Origin of the sequence: Bradyrhizobium sp. CCGB01 (genome assembly GCF_024199795.1) — a bacterium.
Taxonomy (GTDB): domain Bacteria; phylum Pseudomonadota; class Alphaproteobacteria; order Rhizobiales; family Xanthobacteraceae; genus Bradyrhizobium.
The window spans coordinates 2,102,543-2,126,403 of the sequence record NZ_JANADK010000001.1 but is presented as its reverse complement, the minus strand read 5'-3'; the positions used below and the strand labels follow the sequence as shown (position 1 = coordinate 2,126,403).

At 65.1% G+C, this 23,861-nt stretch carries 20 protein-coding genes; 3 read left to right on the top strand and 17 right to left on the bottom strand.

Features of this window, described 5'->3' with window-relative positions; genetic code table 11:
* Nucleotides 1–70: 70 nt before the first annotated feature.
* The 13 genes from NLM25_RS09550 to NLM25_RS09490 form a co-directional block, all read right to left on the bottom strand.
* Nucleotides 71–766: an ABC transporter ATP-binding protein gene (locus NLM25_RS09550; protein WP_014497636.1), complete on the bottom strand. Its 696-nt coding sequence runs from the start codon at nucleotides 764–766 to the stop codon at nucleotides 71–73.
* Entirely contained in the window at nucleotides 766–1,527 is a 762-nt protein-coding gene (locus tag NLM25_RS09545; RefSeq protein ID WP_254136752.1) for an ABC transporter ATP-binding protein, read from the bottom strand. The genes NLM25_RS09550 and NLM25_RS09545 overlap by 1 nt, the downstream gene beginning before the upstream one ends.
* Nucleotides 1,524–2,816 (bottom strand): branched-chain amino acid ABC transporter permease, encoded by a 1,293-nt coding sequence (locus NLM25_RS09540; protein ID WP_254136751.1) that lies wholly within the window; start codon nucleotides 2,814–2,816, stop codon nucleotides 1,524–1,526. The genes NLM25_RS09545 and NLM25_RS09540 overlap by 4 nt, the downstream gene beginning before the upstream one ends.
* Nucleotides 2,813–3,760 (bottom strand): branched-chain amino acid ABC transporter permease, encoded by a 948-nt coding sequence (locus NLM25_RS09535; protein ID WP_254116608.1) that lies wholly within the window; start codon nucleotides 3,758–3,760, stop codon nucleotides 2,813–2,815. Before NLM25_RS09535 ends, NLM25_RS09540 begins: the two co-directional genes overlap by 4 nt.
* A gap of 120 nt (nucleotides 3,761–3,880) precedes the next feature.
* Nucleotides 3,881–5,113 (bottom strand): branched-chain amino acid ABC transporter substrate-binding protein, encoded by a 1,233-nt coding sequence (locus tag NLM25_RS09530; protein ID WP_254136750.1) that lies wholly within the window; start codon nucleotides 5,111–5,113, stop codon nucleotides 3,881–3,883.
* A 245-nt stretch (nucleotides 5,114–5,358) separates the two neighbouring features.
* Nucleotides 5,359–6,483: a mandelate racemase/muconate lactonizing enzyme family protein gene (locus NLM25_RS09525; RefSeq protein WP_254136749.1), complete on the bottom strand. Its 1,125-nt coding sequence runs from the start codon at nucleotides 6,481–6,483 to the stop codon at nucleotides 5,359–5,361.
* 39 nt (nucleotides 6,484–6,522) lie between these two features.
* Complete coding sequence (locus NLM25_RS09520) at nucleotides 6,523–7,560, bottom strand: tagatose 1,6-diphosphate aldolase (protein ID WP_254136748.1); 1,038 nt, start codon at nucleotides 7,558–7,560, stop codon at nucleotides 6,523–6,525.
* A complete protein-coding gene (locus tag NLM25_RS09515) occupies nucleotides 7,557–8,516 on the bottom strand; it encodes a PfkB family carbohydrate kinase (protein ID WP_254136747.1) in 960 nt (319 codons plus the stop codon). The genes NLM25_RS09520 and NLM25_RS09515 overlap by 4 nt, the downstream gene beginning before the upstream one ends.
* Nucleotides 8,513–9,586, bottom strand: coding sequence for an ABC transporter ATP-binding protein (locus tag NLM25_RS09510; protein WP_254136746.1), 1,074 nt, complete (start codon nucleotides 9,584–9,586; stop codon nucleotides 8,513–8,515). Before NLM25_RS09510 ends, NLM25_RS09515 begins: the two co-directional genes overlap by 4 nt.
* Before the next feature lie 6 nt (nucleotides 9,587–9,592).
* Nucleotides 9,593–10,597, bottom strand: a complete 1,005-nt coding sequence (locus NLM25_RS09505; protein ID WP_254136745.1) for a zinc-binding dehydrogenase — start codon at nucleotides 10,595–10,597, stop codon at nucleotides 9,593–9,595.
* A gap of 8 nt (nucleotides 10,598–10,605) precedes the next feature.
* A complete protein-coding gene (locus NLM25_RS09500) occupies nucleotides 10,606–11,433 on the bottom strand; it encodes a carbohydrate ABC transporter permease (RefSeq protein WP_254136744.1) in 828 nt (275 codons plus the stop codon).
* 4 nt (nucleotides 11,434–11,437) lie between these two features.
* On the bottom strand, nucleotides 11,438–12,325 hold the full coding sequence (locus tag NLM25_RS09495) for a carbohydrate ABC transporter permease (protein WP_254136743.1): 888 nt from the start codon (nucleotides 12,323–12,325) through the stop codon (nucleotides 11,438–11,440).
* Between the two features lie 61 nt (nucleotides 12,326–12,386).
* Nucleotides 12,387–13,688: a sugar ABC transporter substrate-binding protein gene (locus NLM25_RS09490; protein ID WP_254136742.1), complete on the bottom strand. Its 1,302-nt coding sequence runs from the start codon at nucleotides 13,686–13,688 to the stop codon at nucleotides 12,387–12,389.
* 192 nt (nucleotides 13,689–13,880) lie between these two features.
* On the opposite strand from NLM25_RS09490, the gene NLM25_RS09485 reads away from it, so the two are divergent.
* Nucleotides 13,881–14,921: a LacI family DNA-binding transcriptional regulator gene (locus NLM25_RS09485; protein ID WP_254116598.1), complete on the top strand. Its 1,041-nt coding sequence runs from the start codon at nucleotides 13,881–13,883 to the stop codon at nucleotides 14,919–14,921.
* Between the two features lie 22 nt (nucleotides 14,922–14,943).
* Nucleotides 14,944–15,678: an SDR family NAD(P)-dependent oxidoreductase gene (locus tag NLM25_RS09480; protein ID WP_254136741.1), complete on the top strand. Its 735-nt coding sequence runs from the start codon at nucleotides 14,944–14,946 to the stop codon at nucleotides 15,676–15,678.
* Between the two features lie 9 nt (nucleotides 15,679–15,687).
* Here the strand turns inward: NLM25_RS09480 and NLM25_RS09475 are convergent, their stop codons facing one another.
* The gene (locus NLM25_RS09475) at nucleotides 15,688–17,124 is read right to left on the bottom strand and encodes a lipopolysaccharide biosynthesis protein (protein ID WP_254136740.1); all 1,437 of its coding nucleotides are present in this window, start codon (nucleotides 17,122–17,124) and stop codon (nucleotides 15,688–15,690) included.
* 335 nt (nucleotides 17,125–17,459) lie between these two features.
* On the opposite strand from NLM25_RS09475, the gene NLM25_RS09470 reads away from it, so the two are divergent.
* Entirely contained in the window at nucleotides 17,460–18,527 is a 1,068-nt protein-coding gene (locus NLM25_RS09470) for an endo-1,4-beta-xylanase (RefSeq protein WP_254136739.1), read from the top strand.
* Nucleotides 18,528–18,539: 12 nt separating this feature from the next.
* Here the strand turns inward: NLM25_RS09470 and NLM25_RS09465 are convergent, their stop codons facing one another.
* The 3 genes from NLM25_RS09465 to NLM25_RS09455 all read right to left on the bottom strand — a co-directional run bounded on the left by NLM25_RS09465 (nucleotide 18,540) and on the right by NLM25_RS09455 (nucleotide 23,847).
* Nucleotides 18,540–19,490: a DUF6492 family protein gene (locus tag NLM25_RS09465; RefSeq protein ID WP_254136738.1), complete on the bottom strand. Its 951-nt coding sequence runs from the start codon at nucleotides 19,488–19,490 to the stop codon at nucleotides 18,540–18,542.
* A gap of 95 nt (nucleotides 19,491–19,585) precedes the next feature.
* Nucleotides 19,586–20,380 carry a protein-L-isoaspartate O-methyltransferase gene (locus NLM25_RS09460; RefSeq protein WP_254136737.1) on the bottom strand — a complete coding sequence of 265 codons (795 nt, stop codon included), beginning with the start codon at nucleotides 20,378–20,380 and terminating at the stop codon, nucleotides 19,586–19,588.
* Complete coding sequence (locus NLM25_RS09455) at nucleotides 20,380–23,847, bottom strand: AAA family ATPase (protein ID WP_254136736.1); 3,468 nt, start codon at nucleotides 23,845–23,847, stop codon at nucleotides 20,380–20,382. Before NLM25_RS09455 ends, NLM25_RS09460 begins: the two co-directional genes overlap by 1 nt.
* Nucleotides 23,848–23,861: the final 14 nt, after the last annotated feature.

Here is a 23,861-nt window from a genome sequence, read left to right as displayed (position 1 = left end):
AAGAATTCAGATGCGTATGCGCAGCTTGCAGCCGTTCAGTTTTACGGCGCGTCACACGACAAAGTGAGCGTCAGACCTCGAGCCATTCCTGTCGCACGGCGGCATTGGCCTTCAGCTCGTCCGGCGTTCCCTCGAACACGACGCGGCCGTGGCCCATGATGTAGACGCGCTTGGAGATGCGCATCGCGATCGACAGCTTCTGCTCGACGAGGAGGATTGCAACGCCGGCCTGCGCGATGCGGGCAATGAGATCGCCGACCTGCTGCACGATCAGCGGCGCCAGACCTTCGGTCGGCTCGTCGATCATGATCAAGTCAGGATCGCCCATCAGCGTGCGGCAGGTCGTGAGCATCTGCTTCTCGCCGCCGGACAGCACGCCCGCGGCCGTATCGGCGCGCGCGGCGAGATTGGGGAACATGTCGAGCATGTCCTGCAGTCGCCATTTGCCGGGGCGGCGCGTGTCCTTGACGCCGAGCAGGAGGTTCTGGCGAACCGTCAGGCTCGGGAAGATGTCGCGATGCTCGGGGACATAACCCAGGCCAAGGCGCGCGATCTTGTAGCTGGGCAGGCCGGCGATGTCCTTGCCCTTGAAGCGGATCGTGCCTTGCGGCGCGACCTCGCCCATGATGGCCTTGACCGTGGTGGAGCGACCGACGCCGTTGCGGCCGAGCAGGCTCACGACCTCGCCCGCGGCGACATCGAGGTCGACGCCCTGAAGGATGTGGCTCTTGCCGTAATAGGCGTGGAGATCCCTGACCTCGAGCATCAGTGCGCTTCCTCGCCGAGATAGGCTTCCTTGACCTTCGGATCGCGCCGGATCTCTTCCGGCGTGCCCGATGCGATGATGTGGCCGTAAACGAGAACCGAGATGCGGTCGGCAAGGCCGAACACGACGCTCATGTCGTGCTCGACGATGACGAGGGTCTTGCCCTCGGTCAGCCGCCGGATCAGCGCCACCGCGCGGTCGGTTTCGGCATGGCTCATGCCGGCGGTCGGCTCGTCCAGCATCACGACGGTGGCCCCGCTCGCGATGGTGATGCCGATCTCGAGCTCGCGCTGCTCGGCGTAGGTCAGAAGTCCCGCCGGAACGTCGCGCCGGTGCGTCAGGTGGATGTCGTCCAGGATCTGCGCCGTGCGATCGCGCACCTCCGGCAGGCTGTCGACGTTCTTCCAGAAGGCGTAGCGATGTCCCGTCGCCCACAGCACGGCACAGCGGACGTTCTCCCAGACCGACATGCGGGCGAACACGTTGGTGACCTGGAACGAGCGCGACAGGCCGCGCCGGTTGATCTCGAACGGCCGCAGGCCCGAGATCACATCACCGTTCAGCTTCACCTCGCCCGAGGTCGGCTGGATGTGGCCGCTGATCAGGTTGAACGTCGTGGATTTTCCGGCGCCGTTCGGACCGATGACGGCGTGACGCTCGCCTTTCGCGACGCTGAGATTGAGGTCACGGATGATGCCGACATTGCCGAAGCGCTTTTCGACGGCGCGGACTTCGATGGCTGTGGCCTTGGCTTCGCTCATGCCAGATACCCCCGGTCACGGGCGACAGTCGCAGCCCTGTCCCACGCGTCCGCGATCCGCCGCCAGGTCAGCCGCGCGACGAACGCGCCGCCGACCACGAGGACCGCGGCAGAAATCCATGTCACCGGCGATTTCGGGTTGAATGCTATCCCGAACAGGTTGATAGCCTCGCCGCCGGAATACCGCGCGACCGTCTCGATGGTCAGGATGACGCCGCAGGCGAGCGCCACGGTCGGCACAACAGCGACGAGATAGGACGGGATCACGGTCCACAACGTTCCCGCGCGAACCAGCGGCCGGTGCATCATGAGCAAGCCGGCGATGCCGCCGGGCGAGAACATCACGATGCCGATGAAGATGATGCCGAAATAGAGCTGCCAGACGCTGGTGACGCTGGTCAGCCCGAGCTGGAGATAGGTGACGAGGATCGCACCGAGGATCGGGCCGAAGAAATAGGCGGTGCCGCCGATGAACGTGGAGAACAGCACGAGGCCGGACTGGATCGCGCCGAGATAGGCGGAGTTAGCGATCTCGAAATTGATCGCGGCGAGGCCACCGGCGACGCCGGCGAAGAACCCGGCAAAGCAGAAGGCGAGATAGCGGACCACGTGAGGATCGTAGCCGATGAACTGGACGCGCTCGGGATTGTCGCGGACCGCGTTGCTGATCCGCCCGAGCGGCGTCCGCGTCAGCGCGTACATCGCGATCGCCGACAGCACCAGCCAGAACGCGATCAAATAGTACACCTGAAGCTGCGGCCCGAACGACCAGCCGAACATCTTGGGCAGCGCGGTGCGATCCGTGGTGATGCCGGCTTCGCCGCCGAACACCGAGCGCAGGATCAGCGAAGACGACGCCACCAATTCGCCGATGCCGAGCGAGATCATCGCGAACACGGTGCCGGCGCGCTTGGTCATGACCCAGCCGATGATGATCGCGAAAACCAGACCACCGATCCCGCCGAACAGCGGGATGAACGGCAGCGGGATCGGCCAGCCGTGCGAGACCACCGCGTTCATCATGTGACAGGCCGCGAAACCGCCGAGGCCGTAGTGCACGGCGTGACCGAACGACAACAGGCCGGTCTGGCCGAGCAGGATATTGTAGGAGAGCGCGAAGACGATCGCGATGCCGATCAGGCTGAACGACGTCAGCGAGCCGCCGGAGGAGAAGATCATCGGCAGGACGATCAGCGCGGCGATGCCGATCAGCCAGACACCATAGAAGCGCAGGCTGCCGCCGGCGGGAGTCGCCGTGGCCTTCGATGCCGAACTCTTTACAGTCGTCATGACTCGCGCGTCCCCATCAGGCCCATGGGGCGAACGATCAGAATGAGCACCAGCAGCATATAGGGAACGATCGGCGCGACCTGCGCGATCGTGACATTCCAGATGTCGGTGAGCACGGACGGCCCCGCCGATGGATCGAGCGGTCCGAATGCACTCGCCAGCGAGCCGTTCAGCGCGACCGCAAAAGTCTGCACCAGGCCGATGACCAGCGAGGCGATGAAAGCGCCGGGCAAGGAGCCGAGGCCGCCGAACACGATGACGACGAACAGGATGGGTCCGAGTGCCGCGGCCATGTCCGACTGCGTCACCAGGGCCGGGCCCGCAATGACGCCGGCAATGCCGGCGAGCGCGCTGCCGACGCCGAACACCACCATGAACACGCGCCCGACATTGTGGCCGAGATGCCCGACCATGTGCGGATGCGTCAACGCCGCCTGCACGATCAGGCCGACGCGGGTGCGCTTGAGCACGATCAGGAGCGCGACGAAGATCACGACCGACACGGCCAGCATGAAGATCTTGTAGGCGGGATAGTTGGTCGAGAAGATCGTGAAGGCCGGGAAGTCGAGCAGCGCCGGGACGCGGTAGTCGACCGGGCTCTTGCCCCAGATCATCGAGACGATTTCTTCGATCGCAAACGCGAGACCGAACGTCAGCAGCAATTCGGCGACATGACCGTGCTTGTGGGTGTTGCGCAGGCCGTAGCGCTCCACCGCCATGCCGATCGCACCGACCAGCAGCGGCGCGAGCACCAGCGCCGGCCAGAAGCCGATCCACTTGGTGAGCTGGAAGCCGAAGAAGGCGCCGAGCATGTAGAAGCTGGCATGGGCGAAGTTGAGCACGCCCATCATGCTGAAGATGACGGTCAGCCCGCTCGACAGCAGGAAGAGCAGCATGCCGAACAGCACGCCGTTCAGGGTCGAAATGACAATGAGTTCAAGCACAGCGCACTCGTCTCCGGCCGGGGCCTGATGGCCCCGGGTGAACATCGTCCAATCAAACGTCGTCCGGCCGCCATTTTCCCGCGACCGATGGCGGCCGCGGGAAAACGACGGATGTCGTGATTACGGCCGCACCATCTTGCAGGTCGTGGAGACCATGGCCTGCGGCGTGTCGACCTTCGAGACCAGGTGCCAGCCCCAACCGGTGTTCTCCTCGTCGAACGGCTCGTTGGCGGCGAGTTTGCCGAAGGAGGAGATGTAGATCGGCTGGAAGAACTGGTGGTCGTCCTTGCGCATAACACCCTGGCCGCCGTCGAGAACCTCGAACTTCAGGTCCTCGAGCGCCGCCGCCACCTTCACGGGTTCGATCGAGTTGGCCTTCTCGGCCGCGGCCTTGAACATGCGCATCTCGTTGACCGCACGCGGATACCAGAGCGACATGTTGGCCTTGGCGCGGAAGGACTTCTCGAAGTCCATCGCGGCCTGGTTGCCCGAATTGGCGAAGCCCTCGGTGATCTGGAACACCTGGTGATCGAGACCGGTCTGCTTGATCGCGGTCGGACCGCCGGCGCCACCCGCATAATAGGTGTACCAGTTGACCTTCAGACCGGCATCCGCGGCGGCCTTGAGCAGCAGCGCAATGTCCTGGCCCCAATTGCCGGTGACGACGCTGTCGGCGCCGGACGCCTTGATCTTGGCGATGTAGGGCGAGAAGTCGGTGACCTTGAGCAGCGGGTGCAGCTCGTCGCCGACGATCTGGATGTCGGGGCGCTTGGCGCCGAGCATCTTGCGCGCATCGGTGCGGACGGACTGACCGAACGAATAGTCCTGGTTGATCAGGTACACCTTCTTGATCGACGGGACGTCCTTCATGTAGCTGGTGAGCGCCTCCATCTTGATGTCGGAGCTCGCATCCCAGCGGAAATGCCAGAAGCTGCACTTCTCGTTGGTCAGGCTCGGATCGACGGCGGCGTAGTTGAAGTACAGGACTTCCTTGCCGGGATTGCGCGTGTTGTTCTTGGTGACGAAATCCGACAGCGCCGCGGCGACGGACGAGCCGTTGCCCTGCGTGATGTAGTGGACCCCGGCGTCGATCGCCTTCTGGGCCTGCACCAGGCTCTCCTGCGGATTGGTCTTGTTGTCGAGCGGAACGATCTCGATCTTCTTGCCAAGGATGCCGCCCTTGGCGTTGAGCTCGTCGGCCAGATACTGGAATGTCTTCAAACCACCTTCGCCGACGCTGGCGCCGCCGCCCGAGAGCGGATCGATATAGCCGATCTTGATGGTATCCTCGGCCGACGCGGCATGACCGAGCATCGGGGCGATCACGGCAATGGCCAAAGTGAGCTTGCGCATTATTTCGTTTCCTCGCTGGCTATCGACTTTAGTCGATGGGCTTTTTTGCGCATGTTGCAGCGCAATTTCAGCCCTCTAATGAGCAGAACGAACTTTGATTTTCAAGCGCAACACGACATGGCTCGGGCCGCCGCTATGAAATGTGATGCGGCTGCCCATCGCCCCGGGAGCTTTCCGCGACAAGGAATAGAACGCAAGGGGAAACTCGCCGGCGCGGCGCGCGACGACGCCGGCGTCGGAGCCGTCTACAGGCTGCGATAGTTCGCGATCCCTGTCAGGTCTGGCGTGAACCCGAGCCCCGGTTCCTCGCCGAGGACGATCGTACCATCAGTGACATTGGCAACGGCACCGCAGAACCGGTCGCGCAGCGGATTGTCGTTGGCGTCGACCTCGAGCCAGCCGTCGCCGCCGATGCCGGCGAGCAGATGCGCCGAGGCCAGCAGTCCGATGCCGCCGCCGAGATAATGCGGGCAGAAAATCTTGCCCGATTTCAGAATGTCGCGCGCGATTGCGGCGCAGGCGCTGAGCCCGCCCCATTTCGCGATGTCGGGCTGGACCACGCCGAGCACGTCTTCTGCGAGGACCTCCTTGAAGTCTTCCACGCTGGAAATGTTCTCGCCGGCGGCAATCGGCATCTTCGCGGCCGCGCGCAGCTTGCGCCATTCCTCGCGCGGCCGGTCGGCGCGGATAGGCTCCTCCAGCCAGCGCAAATCGAATGCGGCGAGGTGCGGCAGCATTTCCAGTGCCTGATCCACCGACCAGCCCTGATTGGCGTCGGTGGCGAGCATGCCCGTGCCGATGATGGCGCGCAGCGCAGAGAGGTTGGCGAGGTCGGTCTCGGCTCCGAAGCCGACCTTCAGCTTCAGCGCGCGATGGCCGCGCTTGAGCGCAGCTTCCGCCGTCTGCGCTGCACCGCCGGGATTGATGCCGCTGGCATAGACCTTGATCCTGCTCGACTGTCCGCCGAGCAGCCGCCACAACGGCAAGCGCTGCCGGCGCGCTGAGAGGTCCCACAGCGCCAGATCGATGCCCGAAATCGCCTGCGCAAACGGACCGGGCTCACCGCATTGAAGGGCGAGAACTTCGGTGCCTTTGGTCAGAACCTCGAAGGCCTGGCCGGGACCGTCGAACCTGCGCCCGACGAGGCCCGGCGCAAGGACTTCGTTGACGAGCCGGGCGCGATGCTCCGCGCCCGGTGCCGGAAAGTTCGACCAGGCTTCACCCCATCCCTCGGCGCCGTCCTCGTCGATTGCGCGAACGAAGACGGCGGGACGGTTGAGCATCTTGCCGAACGAGGTCACCACCGGCGTCGCCAGCGGGTAGCGATAGCAGAACGCCTCGATCGAGCGGATGGTGAAGCTGTCGGTCATGTTGCAGATCCTGCGAGACGACGCGGAGCCGCCACCATCTCAGTAAGCGCGCGCGAAGTCACCTTCCTGCTTGATGTCAGTGAATCCCGGGAAGCGCGCTTTCCACGCCGCGCCCTTGGCCGTGGTCAGCTCGCTGAGCCGTTCCAGCACATTGAGACCATCCTTGCGCAGGCTCGCCGACACCGCCGCACGGTCGGGGAAATTCTTCAGGACGGCATCGAGCCAGATGGTGCGACCCGCCAGGAAGCCGCTAGCACCTGCGGCATAGGAGTAGTCGAGCACACGCTCGAATTTCTCCGGCGCAGCACCGCCCGATAGCAGCACCCAAGGGATGTTGCGCCCGCGGCAGATATCGCCGATCGCATCGAACTCCTTCTGTGCGGCCTTGGCTTCCGCGCTGCCGTCACGGGCCGGCAGGCTGTTGGCCGCCAGCGGGCTCTCCAGCTTGAGAAGATCGACGCCATATTCCGGCTTGGCAAACTCGCGCACGCTGTCGATGACGAGGCCCGGGAGCTTGCCGGGCGATTCCACGTAGTCGGCGGTATGATTGGCGCTGCCGAGGAACGGATAGACCAGCAGTTCGAGCACGTACGGAATATCGTGGCGGGCGCAGTCCTCGCCGATCTCGCGCACGAACTTCTTTTGGTGCTCGTTCACCGCGGCATCGGCGTCCGGCCGGTACCAGGCCAGCACCTTGACGGCGTCGCCGCCCATGGCGCGGATCTTCTCCACGCTCCAATTGGTGATGGCACGCGACTTGCGGCCGCCCGCGGTCTCCTCGACGCGGTGCTCCTCAAGGGTCATGATCAGGCCGCAGCGCGGCGGCAGCAGGTCGATCGCGGCAGGCACAGCGAAATTCGGATCGAACAGCATCGAGCTGCAATGCGGCGCGAGGTTTTCGACGAGGAGGCGCTTGGCCGCCGTGACGTCGGAATATTCGACCTGCTCCCGCGTGATGCCTTTTGCCTTCGCGATGGCATCGAACAGTGGCGGTCGCTGATCCAGCGCGACCATGCGAAAGTGGCCGTCCGCGTCAGCAAGCCGTGCCAGGCCGCGGTTCTTTCCAATCGTTCTCATGGCTTCGTCCTCATAAATACTAGACACTCGTTGATATCGGGGATTCCGTTGCGGCCGCCGGCGTGGCGGCATTTCATGGCGGCCGTGGCCGCCGAGAACGCCATCGCGGCGCGGGCGTCGAGACCAGCGCCGATCGCCAGCGCATAGGCGCCGTGGAAGACGTCGCCCGCGCCTGTGGTGTCGACGACGTCGACGGCATAGGCGGCCTGCCGGTGCAGCTGGCCGCTCTCGCACCAGCTGACGCCGCCCTCGCCGCGCGTGACGGCGATGACGCGGCAGCCGAAGCGCGCGAGCGCAGCCAGAGATTTATCTTCGGCGGAACCGGCAAAGGCGGCGAGCGCCGGCTCGGAGAAGATCGCGTGGTCGGTCAGCGGCAGCAGCCGCTCGAACACATCAGGCTCGGCCATGTCGCCGTCGAGCACCGTCGCAATGCCGCGCGCCCGCGCCTCGCGGAACAGCGTCGCGGCACCCTCGACCCAGCGCGGGTCGGCCAGCACGGACGATGCGCGGGCGACCGCTTCGAGCGGAAGCCAGTCCGCGGCTTCAGGATAAAGGCCGCGAAAGTTCACGATCTGCCGCTCGCCGTGGCTGTCGACGATGACGCCTGACACCGACGAGCGGCCATCCGGAAACAGCCGAAAGTTCTCGACATCGACGCCTTCAGCGGTGAAGGCCGCTTTCATCTCATGCCCGGCGGCATCATTCCCTGCCCGCCCCCAGAACGCGACGGACGCGCCGAGCTTTGCCACCGCGACGCTCGCATTGGCGGCCATGCCGCCGCCGAGCGTGCCGTAGCCGGTGGCCTTGATCTTCTCGCTTCCGCCCGCGAAAGGCCGATCGACGCGCCAGACCTGGTCGAGCGCCGACAGCCCGAGGCAGATCACGCGCACGGGCCTTGCGCCGGACGCGACGTCCGCCAGCACCGAGAGATCACCGATGTTCGCCGACGCGCTCACCGCAAAACCTGTCCGTTGGCGGCATCGAACAAATGCGTTTTGCCCGGCTGCGGACGGAGGCTGAGCCGATCGCCGACCTTCGGCCGCAGCGACGGATCGACCCGCGCGATGGCGGAGACGCCGGCGAGATCGAAATGGATCAGCGTATCCGATCCGAGCGGCTCGACCAGCCTGACATTGATGGCGATGCCATCGGCGGCGTCGGGCGCGACGGCGAAATGTTCGGGGCGAATGCCCAGCACGGCGCTGCCGGCCTTGCTCAGGCGGGCTGCGGTCTCGCCGTCCAGCGGCACCAACGTTCCACCTTGCGAAAGGATCGCGCGCTCCTGGCGCCATTCGACCGGGAAGAAGTTCATCGCGGGCGAACCGATGAAGCCCGCGACGAACTGGTTGGCCGGCCGCTCGTAGACCGTCTCCGGCGTGTCGTATTGCTGGATCGTGCCGCTCTGGAGCACCACGATGCGGTCGGCCATGGTCATGGCCTCGATCTGGTCGTGGGTGACGAAGACCATGGTGGTCTTCAGCTCCTGCGACAGCGCCTTGATCTCGGCGCGCACCTGCCCGCGCAGCTTGGCATCGAGATTGGAGAGCGGCTCGTCGAACAGGAACGCCTTGGGATTGCGCACGATGGCGCGGCCCATGGCGACGCGCTGGCGCTGGCCTCCGGAGAGCTCCTTCGGCTTTCGGTCCAGATAAGGCTCGATGTGCAGCAGAGCGGCGGCGCGCTTCACGCGGGCGTCGATCTCCGCCTTCGGCGTGCCCCGCAATTCCAGCGCAAACGACATGTTGTCGTAGACCCGCATGTGCGGATAGAGCGCGTAGTCCTGGAACACCATGGCGATGTCGCGCTGCGCGGCCTGCACGCCGTTGACGCGCTTGTCGCCGATGTAGAGATCGCCCGACGAGATCGGCTCCAGCCCTGCGATGATCCGCAGCAAGGTCGACTTGCCGCAGCCGGACGGGCCGACGAACACGACGAATTCGTGGTCCGCGATCTCCAGATTGAGATCGGGGATCACGGTGAAATTGCCGTAGCGTTTGGTGAGGTTGCGGATCGAGATCGAGGCCATGATCGCTCAGTCCAGCGCCAAGACGGGCTTGATTAGCTCGCCCTTGGCGAAGCGGGCGAAATTTTCGGGCAGGGCCTGCAGGCCGAACTCGCCGTCGACGAGAACGCGGTATTCGTCCTTGTACTTGCGCAGCAGTTCGACATTCGGCTCGAAATCCGAGACCGGAAAATAGAAGGTCCGGATCATGTAGAAATCCTTGCGGCGGAACACCTTGCCTTCCTCGATGGTCCAGGGCGCGGCGTTCTCGCCGACCAGCACCAGCGCGCCGCGCGGCAGCACCAGCTCGATGCCGAGGTTGCGCGCCGCATGCGCGCCCGAGCATTCCATGATGAGGGCGAAGCGCTTCGAGGTATCGCCAACGGGGTGCGCCTTGGCGCCGAAGGATTGCGCGATTCTGAGGCGTGCCGCATTGGGATCGGCGACATAGATGTCGCCGTAGCCGAGCGCGCGGAGCGCCAGCACGACGCCGAGACCGACGGGTCCTGCGCCCATGACAAGAACGGGGCCGGCCTCGTTCGCCGGCACCACGCGGCTGACGAAGCGCACGGCGTGTCCCGACGTGCCGATGGTGTCGAGCAGCAGTGGCGCAAGACTGTCCTCGATATCGTCAGGCACCGGCAGCAGGCAGTTTTCCGGCACCGGCACGTATTCGGCGTAGCCGCCCGGCCTGTTCCAGCCGATCAGGCTGGAGACTTCCAGGCACATCTGGGTGTCACCGCGCTTGCACGCCGCGCAGTGGTCGCAGTGCAAGGGAATGTAGACGGCACAGCGGCGACCGTGCAGACGATGGCCTGGCTGCTCGACGACGCCAAAGATCTCGTGACCTGCAGTGAACTCGGCACCCTTGTGCCAGAGCTTGAAGTCCGAGCCGCACAGCGCCGTGCGCGAGACGCGAACCAGCACCTCGCCGGCGCCGACATCGGGCATCGCGACGCGCTCGATGGTGATGCGGTCGTTGCCGTGGAACACCGCGGCCTGCATGATCGAATTCGAACGGGGAGATACGTTCATCGGATACCTTAGCCTTTCACCGCGCCGAGCGTCAGTCCGGAGACCAGCCAGCGCTGAACCAGGGCCGCCAGCACCAGCGGCGGCAATGCGATCAACGTCGCCGCGGCCATGAGAGCGCCCCATTGCGTCGAGCCTTCGCCGATGAAGTTGAAGGCCGCCGCGATCAGCGTCTTGGTGTCGCCATTGGAGAGCACCAGCGCAAACAGGAAGTAGTTCCACGAGAAGACGAAGGCGAGGATCGCCGAAACCGCGACGCCGGACGCCACCAGCGGCAGCGCGATGCGCCAGAGGATGCGCGTGACGCTGCATCCATCGACCTGCGCCGCCTCGAACACGCTGCGCGGGATGGCGTCGAAGGACGGCAGCAGCACCCAGATCACGATCGGCAGCGTAATCACCGCATGGCTGAGGATCAGCGCGGTGTAGGAGCCGATCATGCCGATTTGCCGGAACATGACGTACCACGGCAGCAGGAACAGCGTGCCGGGCGCCATCCGCGCCGCCAGCGTCAGGATCGCCGGCCACGAAATGCGCGTCCAGGAGACTGCGAAGGCGGCGGGAATGCCGAACAGCAGCCCGAGCGCGGTCGAGCCGACGGTGACGATGAGGCTGTTGAGCGCGTAGCTCAGGAACGGCGTGGTCCTGGTCAGCTCGACATAATTGTCGAGCGTCGGCGTGAAGACCAGCGTCGGCGGGTAGGCCGTGACCTCGAACGACGGCTTGAACGAGGACAGCACCATCCAGACCGTCGGCGCCATGATGAGCACGCCGGCGAGCACGAGCTGCAACGTATTGAGCCAGCGGATCCAGCGGTCGGTGTTGGCGGCATCTGTCATGACATCACCACGCCACTGCGCCGCGCAGGCGGTTGAAGGCGAGCACGGCGCCGAACACGATCGCCGTCAACGTCAGCATCAGGGCGCTGGCATAGCCGATGTTGAAGAATTCGAAGCCCACCCGGAAGCCGTAGATATTGAGCGTGTTCGAGGCGTTGCCCGGTCCGCCCTGGGTGGTGATGTAGATGATGTCGAAGAAGCGCAGCAGGTCGACGCTGCGCAGGATCGCAGCAGTGACGATGGTCGGCAGCAGCAGCGGCAGCGTGATGCGCTGAAACGTCTTGAACGGAGATGCGCCGTCGATCTGCGCGGCCTCGTAGACGCTCGGCGGCAGCGATTGCAATCCGCCCAGCACGATCAGGGCGACGTAGGGCGTCCACTGCCAGCTGTCGATCAGCGCGACGGTTGGAATGACCCAGGTGGGCGAGGCCAGCCAGTCGGACGGCGGCAGCCCGAACGATTGCAGGATATAGTTGGCGGCACCGAGCGACGGATCGAGGATCACCAGCCACATCATGCCGGCCACAACAGGCGGCATCATGAAGGGCGAAATGAACAGCGACCGCACGATGCCCGGCAGCCGCTTGGCGTGGAACAGCACCAGTGCGAGCCAGACGCCGAAGACGAGCTGTAGCACCAGCGACAGCACGAACAGCGCGATCGTGATCCACAAGCCATGCCAGAACTCGTAGTCGGAGATCAGCTTCGAATAATTGGCGAGGCCGGCGAAGGACTGCTTGCCGGTTGACGAGAATGTCTGAAAGCCGAGCCAGATCGTATAGACCACCGGAAACGCGATCATTGCGACCGTGAAGATCACGGCCGGCGCCGAGAGCGCCGCCATTTCCAGCTTCTGCCGGTCCTGCGTGAGTGGCGCAGCCGTATCAGACATGCGTTCGTGTCCTCGATCGAGTTGGATGCCGGCCGGCGCGAAGCCAGCCGGCGTCGGGCGGTCAGTTCAGCGCGATCAGCGCGTCCAGCGCCTTGTCGGCATCGGCGCAAGCCTGATCGACGGTCTTTTGCTTCAGGATCAGATCCTGCACCGCCTGCCCGATGAACTCGCGCGATTGCGGATTGGCGACGATGGGGTAGCCGACTTCCGACGAGCCCTTGGTGGCGAGCACGTCGAGCGCAGCCTGCCATTCCTTGCGAACCGGCTCCTCGTCGATCCACTTGCGATATTCGGGATCGTTCGCGACCGACGGACGCGGCGGGGCAATGCCCTGAAGCGCCATCTTCTTCTGCACTTCGGGGCTGGTCGCCCACTGCACGAAGTACCAGGCCGCCTCCGGCTGCTTGCTGTGCGAGGACACCGCCATGCCCCAGCCGATCGTGGTCGGCACCTGGCCGGCCTCGCCGGCCGGGAACGGCAACAGACCGGTGTCCTTCAGGCGCGCGCCGCCTTCCATCACCGTGCGCAATTCATTCGAGGATTCGAACGCCATTGCGGCGCGACCGCCGCGATAGAGCGCCGAAATCTGCTGGAAGCTGTAATTGACGACGCCGGGCGGCCCGAAATCGCGCAGCAGCCGGCTGTAGGTGTCGAGCGCTTCCTTGCCCTTGGCCGAGCACAGGTTCGACTTGCCGTTGGCCATATAAGTGCCGCCGACATTGTGAAGCATGTTGCTGAAGGTGTAGGCGACCGCGGGCTTGAGGCCGCGCGAGACGAAGGGCGTCACCGTGCTGTCGCAGCTCTTGATCTTCTCGGCGGCGGCCTCGACGTCCTTGATCGTCTTCGGCGCCTCGAGGCCGCATTTCTTGAAGATGTCGGTGCGGTAATAGAAGATCGGACCTTCGAGGTTCATCGGCATGCTGGTGAGCTTGCCGTTGAAGGTCGCGGCCTTCAGCAAGGCCTGGCTCAGCCCCGCCGGATCGTAGTCCTTGGCGACCTCGTTCTTGGCCATCGCGGTGAGATCGCCGTACCAGCCGGCGGCGGCGAACTGCTCGCCTTCGCGCGAGGGCAGCGTCATGAACACGTCCACCTCGTCGCTGTTCGCATTCATGACCGTGACCAGACGCTGGCGCATCTGCTGTTCCTGATAGCCGTCGACCTTCAGGGTCATGCCGGTCAGCTTCTCGAAATCGGCCTTGTAGGTCAGCAGCGCCTGCGCCACCGGGTTGTTGTTGGCGAGAAAGGTGACGGTCTTGCCCTTGAACTTCGTCCAGTCGAAATCGGCGGCGTTCGCCTGCGCGCTGACGGCGGCTATCGCGAGAACGGGCAACGCGACGCGCGTCGCGAGCATCCTGGCCTTCATTGAACTCTCCTCCCGGCTGGCCGCCTTAAGCTGGCGGACCATTTTGAACACGACTGAGCACGATTTGAAAACGGTTACAAAATAGACCTCACATCGGCCGTGTCAAGCGATGGACAAGCCGCACAATCTGCGGCAGATTTGCGACATTTCCGCTACCACCCGGCTTGCGCCGCAGGATGTAACGTTACATTCATGAGACTGACTAACGCCAAGTCTGTGAAACAGGGCATCCGCGCCGTGGCGGCGCGCGCCGGCGTCTCGACGGCATCGGTCTCGCGCGCCCTCAACAATCCCGATGCGGTGAGCCCCTCGTTGCGTGCGCGCATCGAACAGGCCATCGAGGCGCTCGGCTACATCCCGCACGCGCCCGCGCGCATTCTGTCGTCACGTCGCTCGCGCACCCTTGGCGCGATCGTACCGACGATCGACAACACGATGTTCGCGCGCGGCATCGCCTCGCTGCAGCAATATCTGTCTTCGGTCGGATACATGCTGTTTCTCACCACCAGCGGATACGATCTCGACGTCGAATTGCAGCAGGCGCGCAATCTGATCAGCCGCGGTGTCGACGGCCTCGTGCTGCGCGGCGATTGCCATCACGAGGGATTGCGCAAGCTGCTCGCGGACAATGCGGTGCCGTTCATCAATGTCGGCATCTACCAGCCCGACAGGCCCTACCCTTGCGTCGGCACCGACAACGAGGCCGCCGCCCATCGCGCCGCCGCGCATGTCATCGAGCTCGGCCACCGCCGCATCGGGATCGTCTCGGCGCTCCAGCGCAACAACGACCGCGCCAGCGCCCGCGTCGCCGGCTTTCGCCGCGCGCTCACCGAGAACGGCCTCGAGCTTCCCCCACAATGGCACGTCGAGGTGCCCTATACGCTGGACGATGCCCGCGAGGCCGCTCGCTATCTCCTGAACCTCAAGGACCGCCCGACGGCTGTGGTGTGCGGCAATGACGTCATCGCCTATGGCGTGCTGCTGGAGGCAGAGCGCGACGGTTTCTCCGTGCCGCGCGATCTGTCGGTGGTCGGCTTCGACGACCTCGACTGGAGCCGCCATCTGCGGCCGAGCCTGACCACGATCCACGTTCCGACCGGAGAAACCTGGCAGCGCGCCGGTGAATATCTGGTGCGGAGCCTCGCCGGCGAGCAGACCATCATGCATCGCGAGATCGACTTCTCGCTGGTGGTCCGCGAATCCACGGCTCCGCCTCCGAAATCCCTGAAGTGAGACCCTGCCCATGAGTTCGCCGATGAGTTCGAATTTTTCTCTCGCGCCCGGCTTTCATGCCGTCGTGATCGGCGGCGCCGGCGACATTGGCGCTGCGATCAGCAATCAGTTTTGCGATCTCGGCGCGACGGTGTCAGCCACGGGCGCCAACGAGGCGGATCTCGCGCGCACTCTCCTGAAGCCACGCGCCGGGCTCGCGCTCGCAACGCTCGATGTCACCGATGACGATGCTGTCACGTCCTTCGCCCGGCAGCACGAGCGCGTCGACGCGCTGGTCAACTGCGCCGGAATTCTCGCGCGCGACAAGGAATTCGAGATCGAAACCTTCATGAAGGTGATCGACGTCAACCTCACCGGCACGTTCCGCACCTGCATGGCGTTCCGCCCGCTGCTCGCGGCGCAAAAGGGCTCGATCGTCAACATCGCCTCGATGAATGCCACACTGGCGCTGCCGCGGATTCCCGCCTATTGCGCCAGCAAGGGCGGTGTCGTGATGCTGACCAAGGCACTGGCCTTGAAGTGGGCCGAGGACGGCATCCGCGTCAACGCGGTCGCGCCCGGCTATGTCGAAACCGCGATCAACGCCGCCGGCCGCACCGATCTGGCCCATTATCAGCGCATCGCCGACCGCACCGCGTTCAAGCGCTGGGGACAGCCGGAGGACATTGCCGGCGCGGTTGCCTTCCTCTGCATGCCGGCTTCGCAATATGCGACCGGCACCGTCGTTGCCGTGGATGGCGGATTTCTGGCGGGGTAGCGCGCGGGCCTACACGCCCAGGGCCTTGCGGTTGAATGTCCGCAGGAAGCGCAGCGACAACGTCCGCACATTCGCGACGTTCAGCAGCCACGCCGCGGCGACATAAGCCAAGCCGCCGGCGAAGCTGACGACGATCAACGCCACGAAGCCGGTGCCGTTGACCTGCGACCGCGCGAGCAGGATTGCAGCGGCCATCGCCGCCGCGGATACGGCGACGCCAGCAAGCCGATTGACCTCGAACGGCACGGGATGGGCGCGGTGCATCAGGACGACGGCGACGACGAAGCCGATCGCCTCGGTCGCGAGCGTCGCCAGCGCCGCGCCGTAGAGGTCGTAACCCGCGACCAGCGCGAACATCAGGACGACGCTGACGACCAGCGTGAGGAACGACTGCGCCGCGAGCATGAAAGGCCGCTCGGCAAGCTGGAAACTGATCTGCACGTAGAACTGGTTGGCGATGCCGAAGAAGCGGGCGAGCACCAGCGTCGGCAGCAATGCCGACACGCCGGCGCGGAAGTCGACACCCACGAGCGTGCCCGCGACCTGATCCGCCGCGAGTGCGAGCCAGACGGCGACGGGCGCGACGACGACGAGCAGCAGTTCGAGACTCTCGGTCAGCCGCTCCCGCGTCGTCTCGTTGTTCTTCTCCGACAATGAGCGGAACACCAGCGGCACGGTCGCCGCGGCAACGCTGGAGGCGATCATGACCATGAACTGGCGCGGCAGATCGGCGGCGACGCCGAAAATGCCGGCGGCGTCCTTGCCGAGCAGATAAGCGACGATGAGCCGGTCGCACGCCGAATAGACCGCAACGGAGAGTCCGGCCAGCGTCAGCGGCAGGCCGTAGCGCGCCAGTTGCATGAACTGGCTGCGCTGGAAGCGCGCGATCTTCGTGCGGTCGCCGACAAGATTGAGAATGATGCCGGTGAGCGAGCCCAGGCCGAACGCGGCCAGCAGCCCCAGCCCACCCCAGCCGAGCCAGATGCCGAGCAGGCCGAAGCCGACGCTCGACACGCTGCGCACGATCGAGATCGCCGCAAACCGGTAGGGGCGCAATTTGGCGCGCTCGAATTCCTGGCCGACGTCGACCGCATTGGCCATGATCGCGACGAACATGCTGGCGAGCAGCAGCTCGACACTGAGGTCGCTGCGGAACAGGAAGACCAGTGGCGTGGTGGCGCAGAGCACCGCGACCGTCAGCCCGAAGGCGACCATCGCCGTGCCGCGAAAATCCACCTCCGCCGACATCGCCTGATAGCGGGATACCGACAGCTTGATCCAGGCGAAGAAGATCGCGCCCAGGATTCCAGCAAGGCTGATGCCGACGACATAGACGCCGTACTCAGCCGGCGTCAGCAGCCGCGTGTAGGCCGTGACCGCGAAGAATCCCACCGCCGCGGGCAGGATGTAGGCGACGAGATAGATCGAGAAATGGCGGTTCAGCATACGGGACCGTTGCGATGGTGACGGCCGTTAATCAATGGGCCTTGGCGGGGCGAACTGCGCCGCAGCATCTCTCAAGAGTGTCACATAAGTCTGGAGATCGGGCGGCGAATGAGGGTCTGACGCCGCTTTCGCCCGTTAGCGTTAAATTTGCCCTTTCGTTGAAGCGGTTTCCGCGATCACGAACGAAACCGTGGTCCAGACTGGAACAGCGATACGGCGTCATGCGCGCTGGCCCGCAGACGCCCGGCAAAGGTTAACCCAACAACGGGAAACCCCGGCGTCGCGAGGCGCGGCTTGGTACGATGGCGCGTTGGTTCCAAAAGGAACGTTCCGACGTGACCAGGCTCGACAGACGCGAATTTCTCCTCGGCGGCGCCGCAACGCTCGCGGCCGGCGCAACGGCGTCCGCGGCGCCGGCATCGAAACTCGCGCAGCGCCGTCCGGGCTTTGGCGCAGCGGCGACGCTGTGGGACCTGCAAGCCGATCCCAGGCTCGGCGAAGCCATCAGCACCTATTGCACGCAAGTGGTGCCCGTGCTCGAGCTGAAATGGCCGATGCTGCGGCCGAACGCGCACACGTTCAATTTCGAGCGCGCCGATGCGATCCTGGATTTTGCCCGGGAGAACGATCTGACGATGCGCGGCCACACGCTCGCCTGGTATCACGACATTCCGGACTGGACCAAGCAGATCAAGGACACCAGGGGCGTCGAGCGCGCCTACGTCGATCACATCGGCACCGTCGTGTCCTACTACAAGGACAAGCTGACCTCCTGGGACGTCGTCAACGAACCGATCCCCGACAACCCGAAGAAGGTCACCGACCGGCGCGATACGTTCTGGACGCAGCATCTCGGTAACGGCTGGATTCCGCTGGCCTTCCGCACGGCGGCTGCGGCCGATCCCTTCGTCAAGCTCGCGATCAACGAATACGACATCGAGTCGGCGAAGGACACGTTCATTGCCAAGCGTGCGGCCTATCGCAATCTGATCATGGACCTGCTCGATCAGGGCGTGCCGCTGCATGCCGTGGGACTGCAATCGCACCTGCACGCCGAGCTCGAAATCGACACGCATGGCCTCGCCGAATTCGTCACCGAGCTGCGCTCGTGGGGGCTTGAGGTATATGTCACCGAGCTCGACGTCGACGATCAGAAGCTGACGGGCAATCCGGCGGAGCGCGACGCCATCGTCGCCAAGCGCGTTGGTGATCTGCTGACGGCGGTCTCGACCAGCGGGCCGGTGCGCTCGATCCTGACCTGGGGCCTTTCGGATCGCTACAGCTGGATCAACGGCACCTTCACCCGCGCGGACAGGCAGCCGAACCGCCCATTGCCACTCGACGGCGAGTTCAAGCCGAAGCCGTTCATGGACGTGATCAGCAAGTTTACCAAAGACGCGTGACGGCGCCGGATATCAGCGCGTCTTCGGCATCTCGAGCTGGACCTCGTCCCCGATGTCTTCGGGCGCGAGGCTCGGGCTGCGGCGATCGCGCGAGCTGAGGCGGAACACGTCGCGGATGTCCTCGACCGAGGTCGATGAATAGGACTGGATGCAGAGCGCCACCTGCTCGGGCGAAGCGGCGCGCATCATCGCCTCGATGGCCGGACGGTCGAGCGGCGTGTCGTCCCAGTGCGAGACCGCGATGCTGTCTTCCGTCACCCGATGCCCCGCCAGATGCTTCGGGGAATTGGCGACGAAGTGGCCATACATCAGGTATTCCGAGAACTTCTTCTTCCGGCACAGCGCCAGAACCCAGTTCAGTCCCGTCGCCGACTTGATGGCGTCGGTCATCGCGCGCGCGGTGTCCTTGTCCCAGACCAGCGCGTTGCCGACATAGTCGTCTGCCGGGAACGACCGGTCCTTGATGCCGAGAAGCTGATCGACGGTGCGCAGCCACAGCCCATGCAGCGGGTGGTCAGCGCCGATGTCCTTCGGGGTGACGAACAGCGGCGTCTTCTCGGCGCCGGCATATTGACCGACGTCGAATTCGCGGAAGAACAGATTGTCCGAATCCAGGATGCAGACCCGCTGCTCCGGCGCGTCGAGGACGCCGGCGATCTTGAGGATCTGCTGGATGTGCCAGCCGTGCACCGGCGACGACAGCAGCGACACCCACACGCGCCGCTTGCTGATGAACTGGAGGGCCGGCGGCAGCGCCCAGAGCCATTTCGGCAAATAGCGCGAGGCCGGAACGATGACGCGCTTGTCGGACGCGAACCGCGCGAACAGCGGCACGTCCTCATCGTTAACGAGAACATAATGCCGCGTGTAGCCGGTCAACCACGTGTCGATGCTCTCGCTGAGCAGCGAAAACCGCTCGATATCCTTGGCGTAGCTGGCGGTCAGCAGGGCAACGGAATGCATGGAACGTGCTCAAATGGCGATCAGACCGCACTCATAGCCACACTGCGAGATGCTGCAAACTCACAAACGGAATCAAGGTAAAACGAAACGAATCATTAGCCATCCGACGGCAGGCCCTGCTCGATGCCGCGAAAGCGCAGCGGCGCCAGGGCGGAGGCGCGCTGCCACCAGTCGGCGACGCGGTCGTCGAGCGCGGTCGTCCCGCGGCCGTGGCCGGGGAAGATCCGGATCTGCTGCACCGCCTTGGCCTCGAAGCCTTTGCCTTTGCGCGTGATCTTGAGGGCGGCGCCTTCGCGGTCGCGCTGAGTCAACGGCACCAGCAGGCGACCGCGCGGACGGAGCGACTGAAGCCAGAGCGGGTGCGGATGCGAGAAGCCGGCATGGACGATGATCACGTCGGCGGGTTCGCCGATGTCCTCACATCCATCGCCATCCACGACCTCGACATTGCGATAGGGCCGAAGGTAGGTCGCGGCACGCGCCGCAAGCCGGCCGTCGCATTCGATTGCATGCACCCTGCCCTTGGGGCCAACGATCTTCGACAACACCGCCGAAAAATAGCCGAGCCCGCAGCCGATCTGGACCACGCGATCCTTCTCCCCGACGTCGAGCAGGTCGATGAAATGCGCCCACAGGCTCGGCAGACCGGTATCGAGCCTGCGGCGCGCGTCGATCGCGACGAGGACATTGTCATAGAGATGAACCGGATCGGCGTCGGGTGTCAGCCGATAACTGCGCGCCGCCTCACCCTTGATGCGCCAGCGCCCCCTCGGCAGAAAGTCTTCGCGCGGGACGGCGGCGAGCGCTTCGAGCAGGCGCGGCGAGGAGATCCGCTCGCGCTTGGCTATCATCTCGACGTAACGCGCGCGCGCGGCGGCCAGATCGCTCATCACACGGGATCGGCCTGTTCACGGGTACGCACGTCCCCTCCGAGCTCGCTGACGAGCTGCATCGCCCGCTTCAGGTCCGGGGTATAAAAACCCTCGCTGAACTTGCCGACGATCGGCACCAGCAGAAGACTCGCATGCTCGCGCTTGCCGGTGTCGTGCGAGAGGCGCGCGAGGCTGACGGCGGTGCGAAGCTCCCATGACAGCGCGCCCTGCTTGCGCGCGGTCTCCAGCGACAGGGCGAACAGGTCCTCGGCCTCCTGCAGCGATGCTGGATCACCGTCCGACATCGTGATCTCGCCTTGCAGGCGATAGACCTCGGCGAGATAGGAGTGATCGCCGGTCCGCCTTGCGGTCGCGAGCGCACCGTCCAGCGCGCGCAAGGCGGCATCGCGCATCCCGACCTTGGCGTAGGCTTCCGCAAGCAGGCAGCGGAACCAGCAGCCTGCGAGCCAGGAATCCATCGCCTCGTATTCATCGAGGCCGAAGCGCATCTGGCTGAGACCTTCGTCGGCCTCACCGAGCTGCGACAGCGCCCAGCCGCGCAGGATCGTCGCCTGCTGCTTCCAGTGCAGGAAATTGTGCTCGGTGGCGATGATCATGGCGCGGTTGGCGTGGTCGCGCGTGCCCTCGACGTCGCGCAAATGCTGGCAGAGATAGGCGCCGAACACGAGCGCGAAGGCGAGCGTGAAGGGATGGCGGATCTTCTCGGCATTCGCGATCGCCTGCTCGCTGTGCTGGCGCGCCGCGTCGGGCCGGCCGAGGAACCAGAGGAGATAGCCGAGATAGGACAACGAGACGACGCCGGGATCGGTGCCGTGCCGCTCCATCAGATCGGAGTGCAGATCGGGGCTGTAGAGGTTGATGCAGCGATGCAGATGGTGCTGGGAGGCCGCAAAACGGCCACGATAGAGCATGGTCATCGCGATCGAGCGGTGCGCCTCGATCAGATAGCCGGTCTGCTGCGCCGGCTGCGTCCGCTCCTTCAGCCGTTCGCGCTTGGCGAACTTCAACAGCTCGACGCTGAGATCGTGCGCGCGGGTGAGATCGGCGCGGATGAAATGGCAGACCCAAAGCCCGCGCGTCGCGGCAAAGGTCTTCTCGTCGTCGTCGAGCTGCTGGCCGAGCTCGAGCGCGCGGATATAATTCTCCTCGACCTCCTGCACGGCATAGCCCTTGGCGGCAATCAACGCGTTGCCGAGCGCGATGCGCAGCTCGAGCTCCATCTCGTCGGCGCCCTGCATGCGTGCATTGGCCTGCACGACGCTCAAGCCCCGGCGCAGATGGCCGATCGCCTCGAGATTGGCGCCGCTCTTGGCCGCCTGCTTGCCGGCCTTGAGCCAGAAGCTCGCGGCGCCCTCGCTCTGCCCGGACTCGGTGAGATGACGGGCAAGCAGCTCCGGCTCGCGCTCGGTCTTCTCCGGATACATCTCGGCGAGCACCTGGGCGATCCGGGAATGCAGCTTGCGCCGCTCGCTGTGCAAGAGGCTCGCATGCGCGGCGTTCTGGATCATCACGTGCTTGAAGGAATAGAGCGCGTCCGGCGGATGGCCGCGGCGCGTGATCAGCCCCGCCTCCTCCAGATGATTGAGCGCGGCCTCGATCTGCTCCGCCGGCGTGTTGGCGACCGCATGCAGCGTCTCATAGGAGAACTCGCGGCCGATGGTGGCGCCGATCTGCGCGATTCGCTTGAACGGCCCCATCCGGTCCAGCCGCGCCATCAGCGAGTCGGTCAGGGTTGCCGGGATCGCGAGCTGCCGCCACGGGCCCGACAGCACGTAGCGCCCGTGCCGCTCGGTCAGGAGGTTGGATTCCAGAACGGTCTTGGTGAGCTCTTCCAGGAACAGCGGAACGCCATCGGTCTTGACGATGATCTCCTCGACGACCTCCTTGGGAAGCTCGCGGCCCGCAACGCGCTCGACCAGCGTTGCGCGCAGCTGCCGGCTCAGGCGGTTCAGCACCAGCGTCGTGATGTGCGAATGCGCCTCCCAGCTCGGCTGGAATTCGGAGCGCGCAGTGATGATGACCAGGATCGGCCGGTTCTGCGCCCGGTCGACCAGGAGGTCGATCACCTCGCGGGAGGTCGGATCAATCCAGTGCAAGTCCTCGAATGCGATCACCAACGGCATTTCGCGCGCAAGGCCGAGGAAGTGATTGACCAACGCCGCGACGGTCGCATCCTTCTGCTGCTGCGGCGACAGGTCGAGCGGCGGATAGCGATCTCCGGTCGGTATCGACAGCAGCGCCGCAAACAGCGGCGTGACCTGCTCGACGTCACCATGGGCGGTGGCGATCGCGTGCTCCAGGCTCGCCAGCGACAGCGCCGACGGATCCTCGCGGTCGAGGCCGAGCGAGAATTTGAGCTGCTCCGAAAATGGATAGAACGCCGTGGAGGTGTAATAGGGCGAGCACTGGAACGAGACCTGTCCGTGACGGTCGCCCGAGATCCGCTCGAAAATCTCCTGGATGATGCGCGACTTGCCAATGCCGGGCTCGCCGAACTTGACCACGACCTGGCCGTCGCCCTCCTTGGCCTGCTGCCAGCGCCCCATCAGCAGCGCGATCTCCTCCTCGCGGTTGACAAGCGGCGTCAGCCGCGTGCCCATCGCGGCGGCGAAGCGGGTCTCCACCCGCGAGGCGCGCACCACGTGCCAGGCTTGCGTCTTTTCCGAGATGCCCTTCAGCGCATGGACGCCGAGATTGCGGTAGTCGAACTTTCCCTTCAGCAGCGACTGGGTCGACGCCGAAATCACCACGCCGTTGGATGGCGCCAGGCCCTGCAAGCGCGCGGCGAGATTGACGGTCTCGCCGACCGCGGAATCGCGCTCCTCGGTGCCCTGGCCGACGAGGTCGCCGACCACGACGAGACCGGTCGCGATCCCGATGCGGACGGCGGGAGCGTGGCTCAGCGCACCGCGCGGCTCGATCGCGCGCGCGGTCGACAGCACCCGCACGATCTCGAGCCCGGCCCGCACCGCGCGCTCGGCATCGTCCTCATGCGCGGTCGGATAGCCGAAATAGACCAGAATGCCATCGCCGACGTAGCGCGCGGCAAAACCCTCGTAATGCTTCACCACGCGGACGCAGGTTTCGCGGAAGCTCGCGATCATGTCGCGCACGTCTTCCGGATCGAACTGCACCGAGAGCGAGGTGGAATCCACCATGTCGCAGAACATGGTGGTGAGCTGACGCCGCTCGGCACCGACCTCCGTTCGGGCCTGCGGACGGGCCGCCGCCTCGGGCTTCTCCGCGGTCTCGGCCTGGAATAGCGCCGACATCGCGCGCTGAAGCCGCTTGCGATCGCCGAGCGGCAATCCGAGCCCGATCAGGTCGGATTCGGTCAGGTCCCCCATGACATCGAGGTCGACGCGGTGCTGCGCGAAGAGATCGGTGTAATGACCAAGACCGACGCCTTCGAGCCAGCGCTTCAGCCCGTCTTCCGTCCCCGTGTCCGGCTCATTCTCCAGCATGGTGATTCTGCCCG

Bases quoted from the DNA above. Each gene is read 5' to 3' on its own strand.
- NLM25_RS09510 (WP_254136746.1), bottom strand. From the start codon at position 9,586: ATGGCCTCGATCTCGATCCGCAACCTCACCAAACGCTACGGCAATTTC.
- NLM25_RS09455 (WP_254136736.1), bottom strand. From the start codon at position 23,847: ATGCTGGAGAATGAGCCGGACACGGGGACGGAAGACGGGCTGAAGCGC.
- NLM25_RS09460 (WP_254136737.1), bottom strand. From the start codon at position 20,380: ATGAGCGATCTGGCCGCCGCGCGCGCGCGTTACGTCGAGATGATAGCC.
- NLM25_RS09485 (WP_254116598.1), top strand. From the start codon at position 13,881: ATGAGACTGACTAACGCCAAGTCTGTGAAACAGGGCATCCGCGCCGTG.
- NLM25_RS09525 (WP_254136749.1), bottom strand. From the start codon at position 6,483: ATGACCGACAGCTTCACCATCCGCTCGATCGAGGCGTTCTGCTATCGC.
- NLM25_RS09540 (WP_254136751.1), bottom strand. From the start codon at position 2,816: ATGACGACTGTAAAGAGTTCGGCATCGAAGGCCACGGCGACTCCCGCC.
- NLM25_RS09500 (WP_254136744.1), bottom strand. From the start codon at position 11,433: ATGACAGATGCCGCCAACACCGACCGCTGGATCCGCTGGCTCAATACG.
- NLM25_RS09475 (WP_254136740.1), bottom strand. From the start codon at position 17,124: ATGCTGAACCGCCATTTCTCGATCTATCTCGTCGCCTACATCCTGCCC.
- NLM25_RS09465 (WP_254136738.1), bottom strand. From the start codon at position 19,490: ATGCATTCCGTTGCCCTGCTGACCGCCAGCTACGCCAAGGATATCGAG.
- NLM25_RS09530 (WP_254136750.1), bottom strand. From the start codon at position 5,113: ATGCGCAAGCTCACTTTGGCCATTGCCGTGATCGCCCCGATGCTCGGT.
- NLM25_RS09495 (WP_254136743.1), bottom strand. From the start codon at position 12,325: ATGTCTGATACGGCTGCGCCACTCACGCAGGACCGGCAGAAGCTGGAA.
- NLM25_RS09505 (WP_254136745.1), bottom strand. From the start codon at position 10,597: ATGAACGTATCTCCCCGTTCGAATTCGATCATGCAGGCCGCGGTGTTC.
- NLM25_RS09490 (WP_254136742.1), bottom strand. From the start codon at position 13,688: ATGAAGGCCAGGATGCTCGCGACGCGCGTCGCGTTGCCCGTTCTCGCG.
- NLM25_RS09520 (WP_254136748.1), bottom strand. From the start codon at position 7,560: ATGAGAACGATTGGAAAGAACCGCGGCCTGGCACGGCTTGCTGACGCG.
- NLM25_RS09545 (WP_254136752.1), bottom strand. From the start codon at position 1,527: ATGAGCGAAGCCAAGGCCACAGCCATCGAAGTCCGCGCCGTCGAAAAG.
- NLM25_RS09480 (WP_254136741.1), top strand. From the start codon at position 14,944: ATGAGTTCGAATTTTTCTCTCGCGCCCGGCTTTCATGCCGTCGTGATC.
- NLM25_RS09550 (WP_014497636.1), bottom strand. From the start codon at position 766: ATGCTCGAGGTCAGGGATCTCCACGCCTATTACGGCAAGAGCCACATC.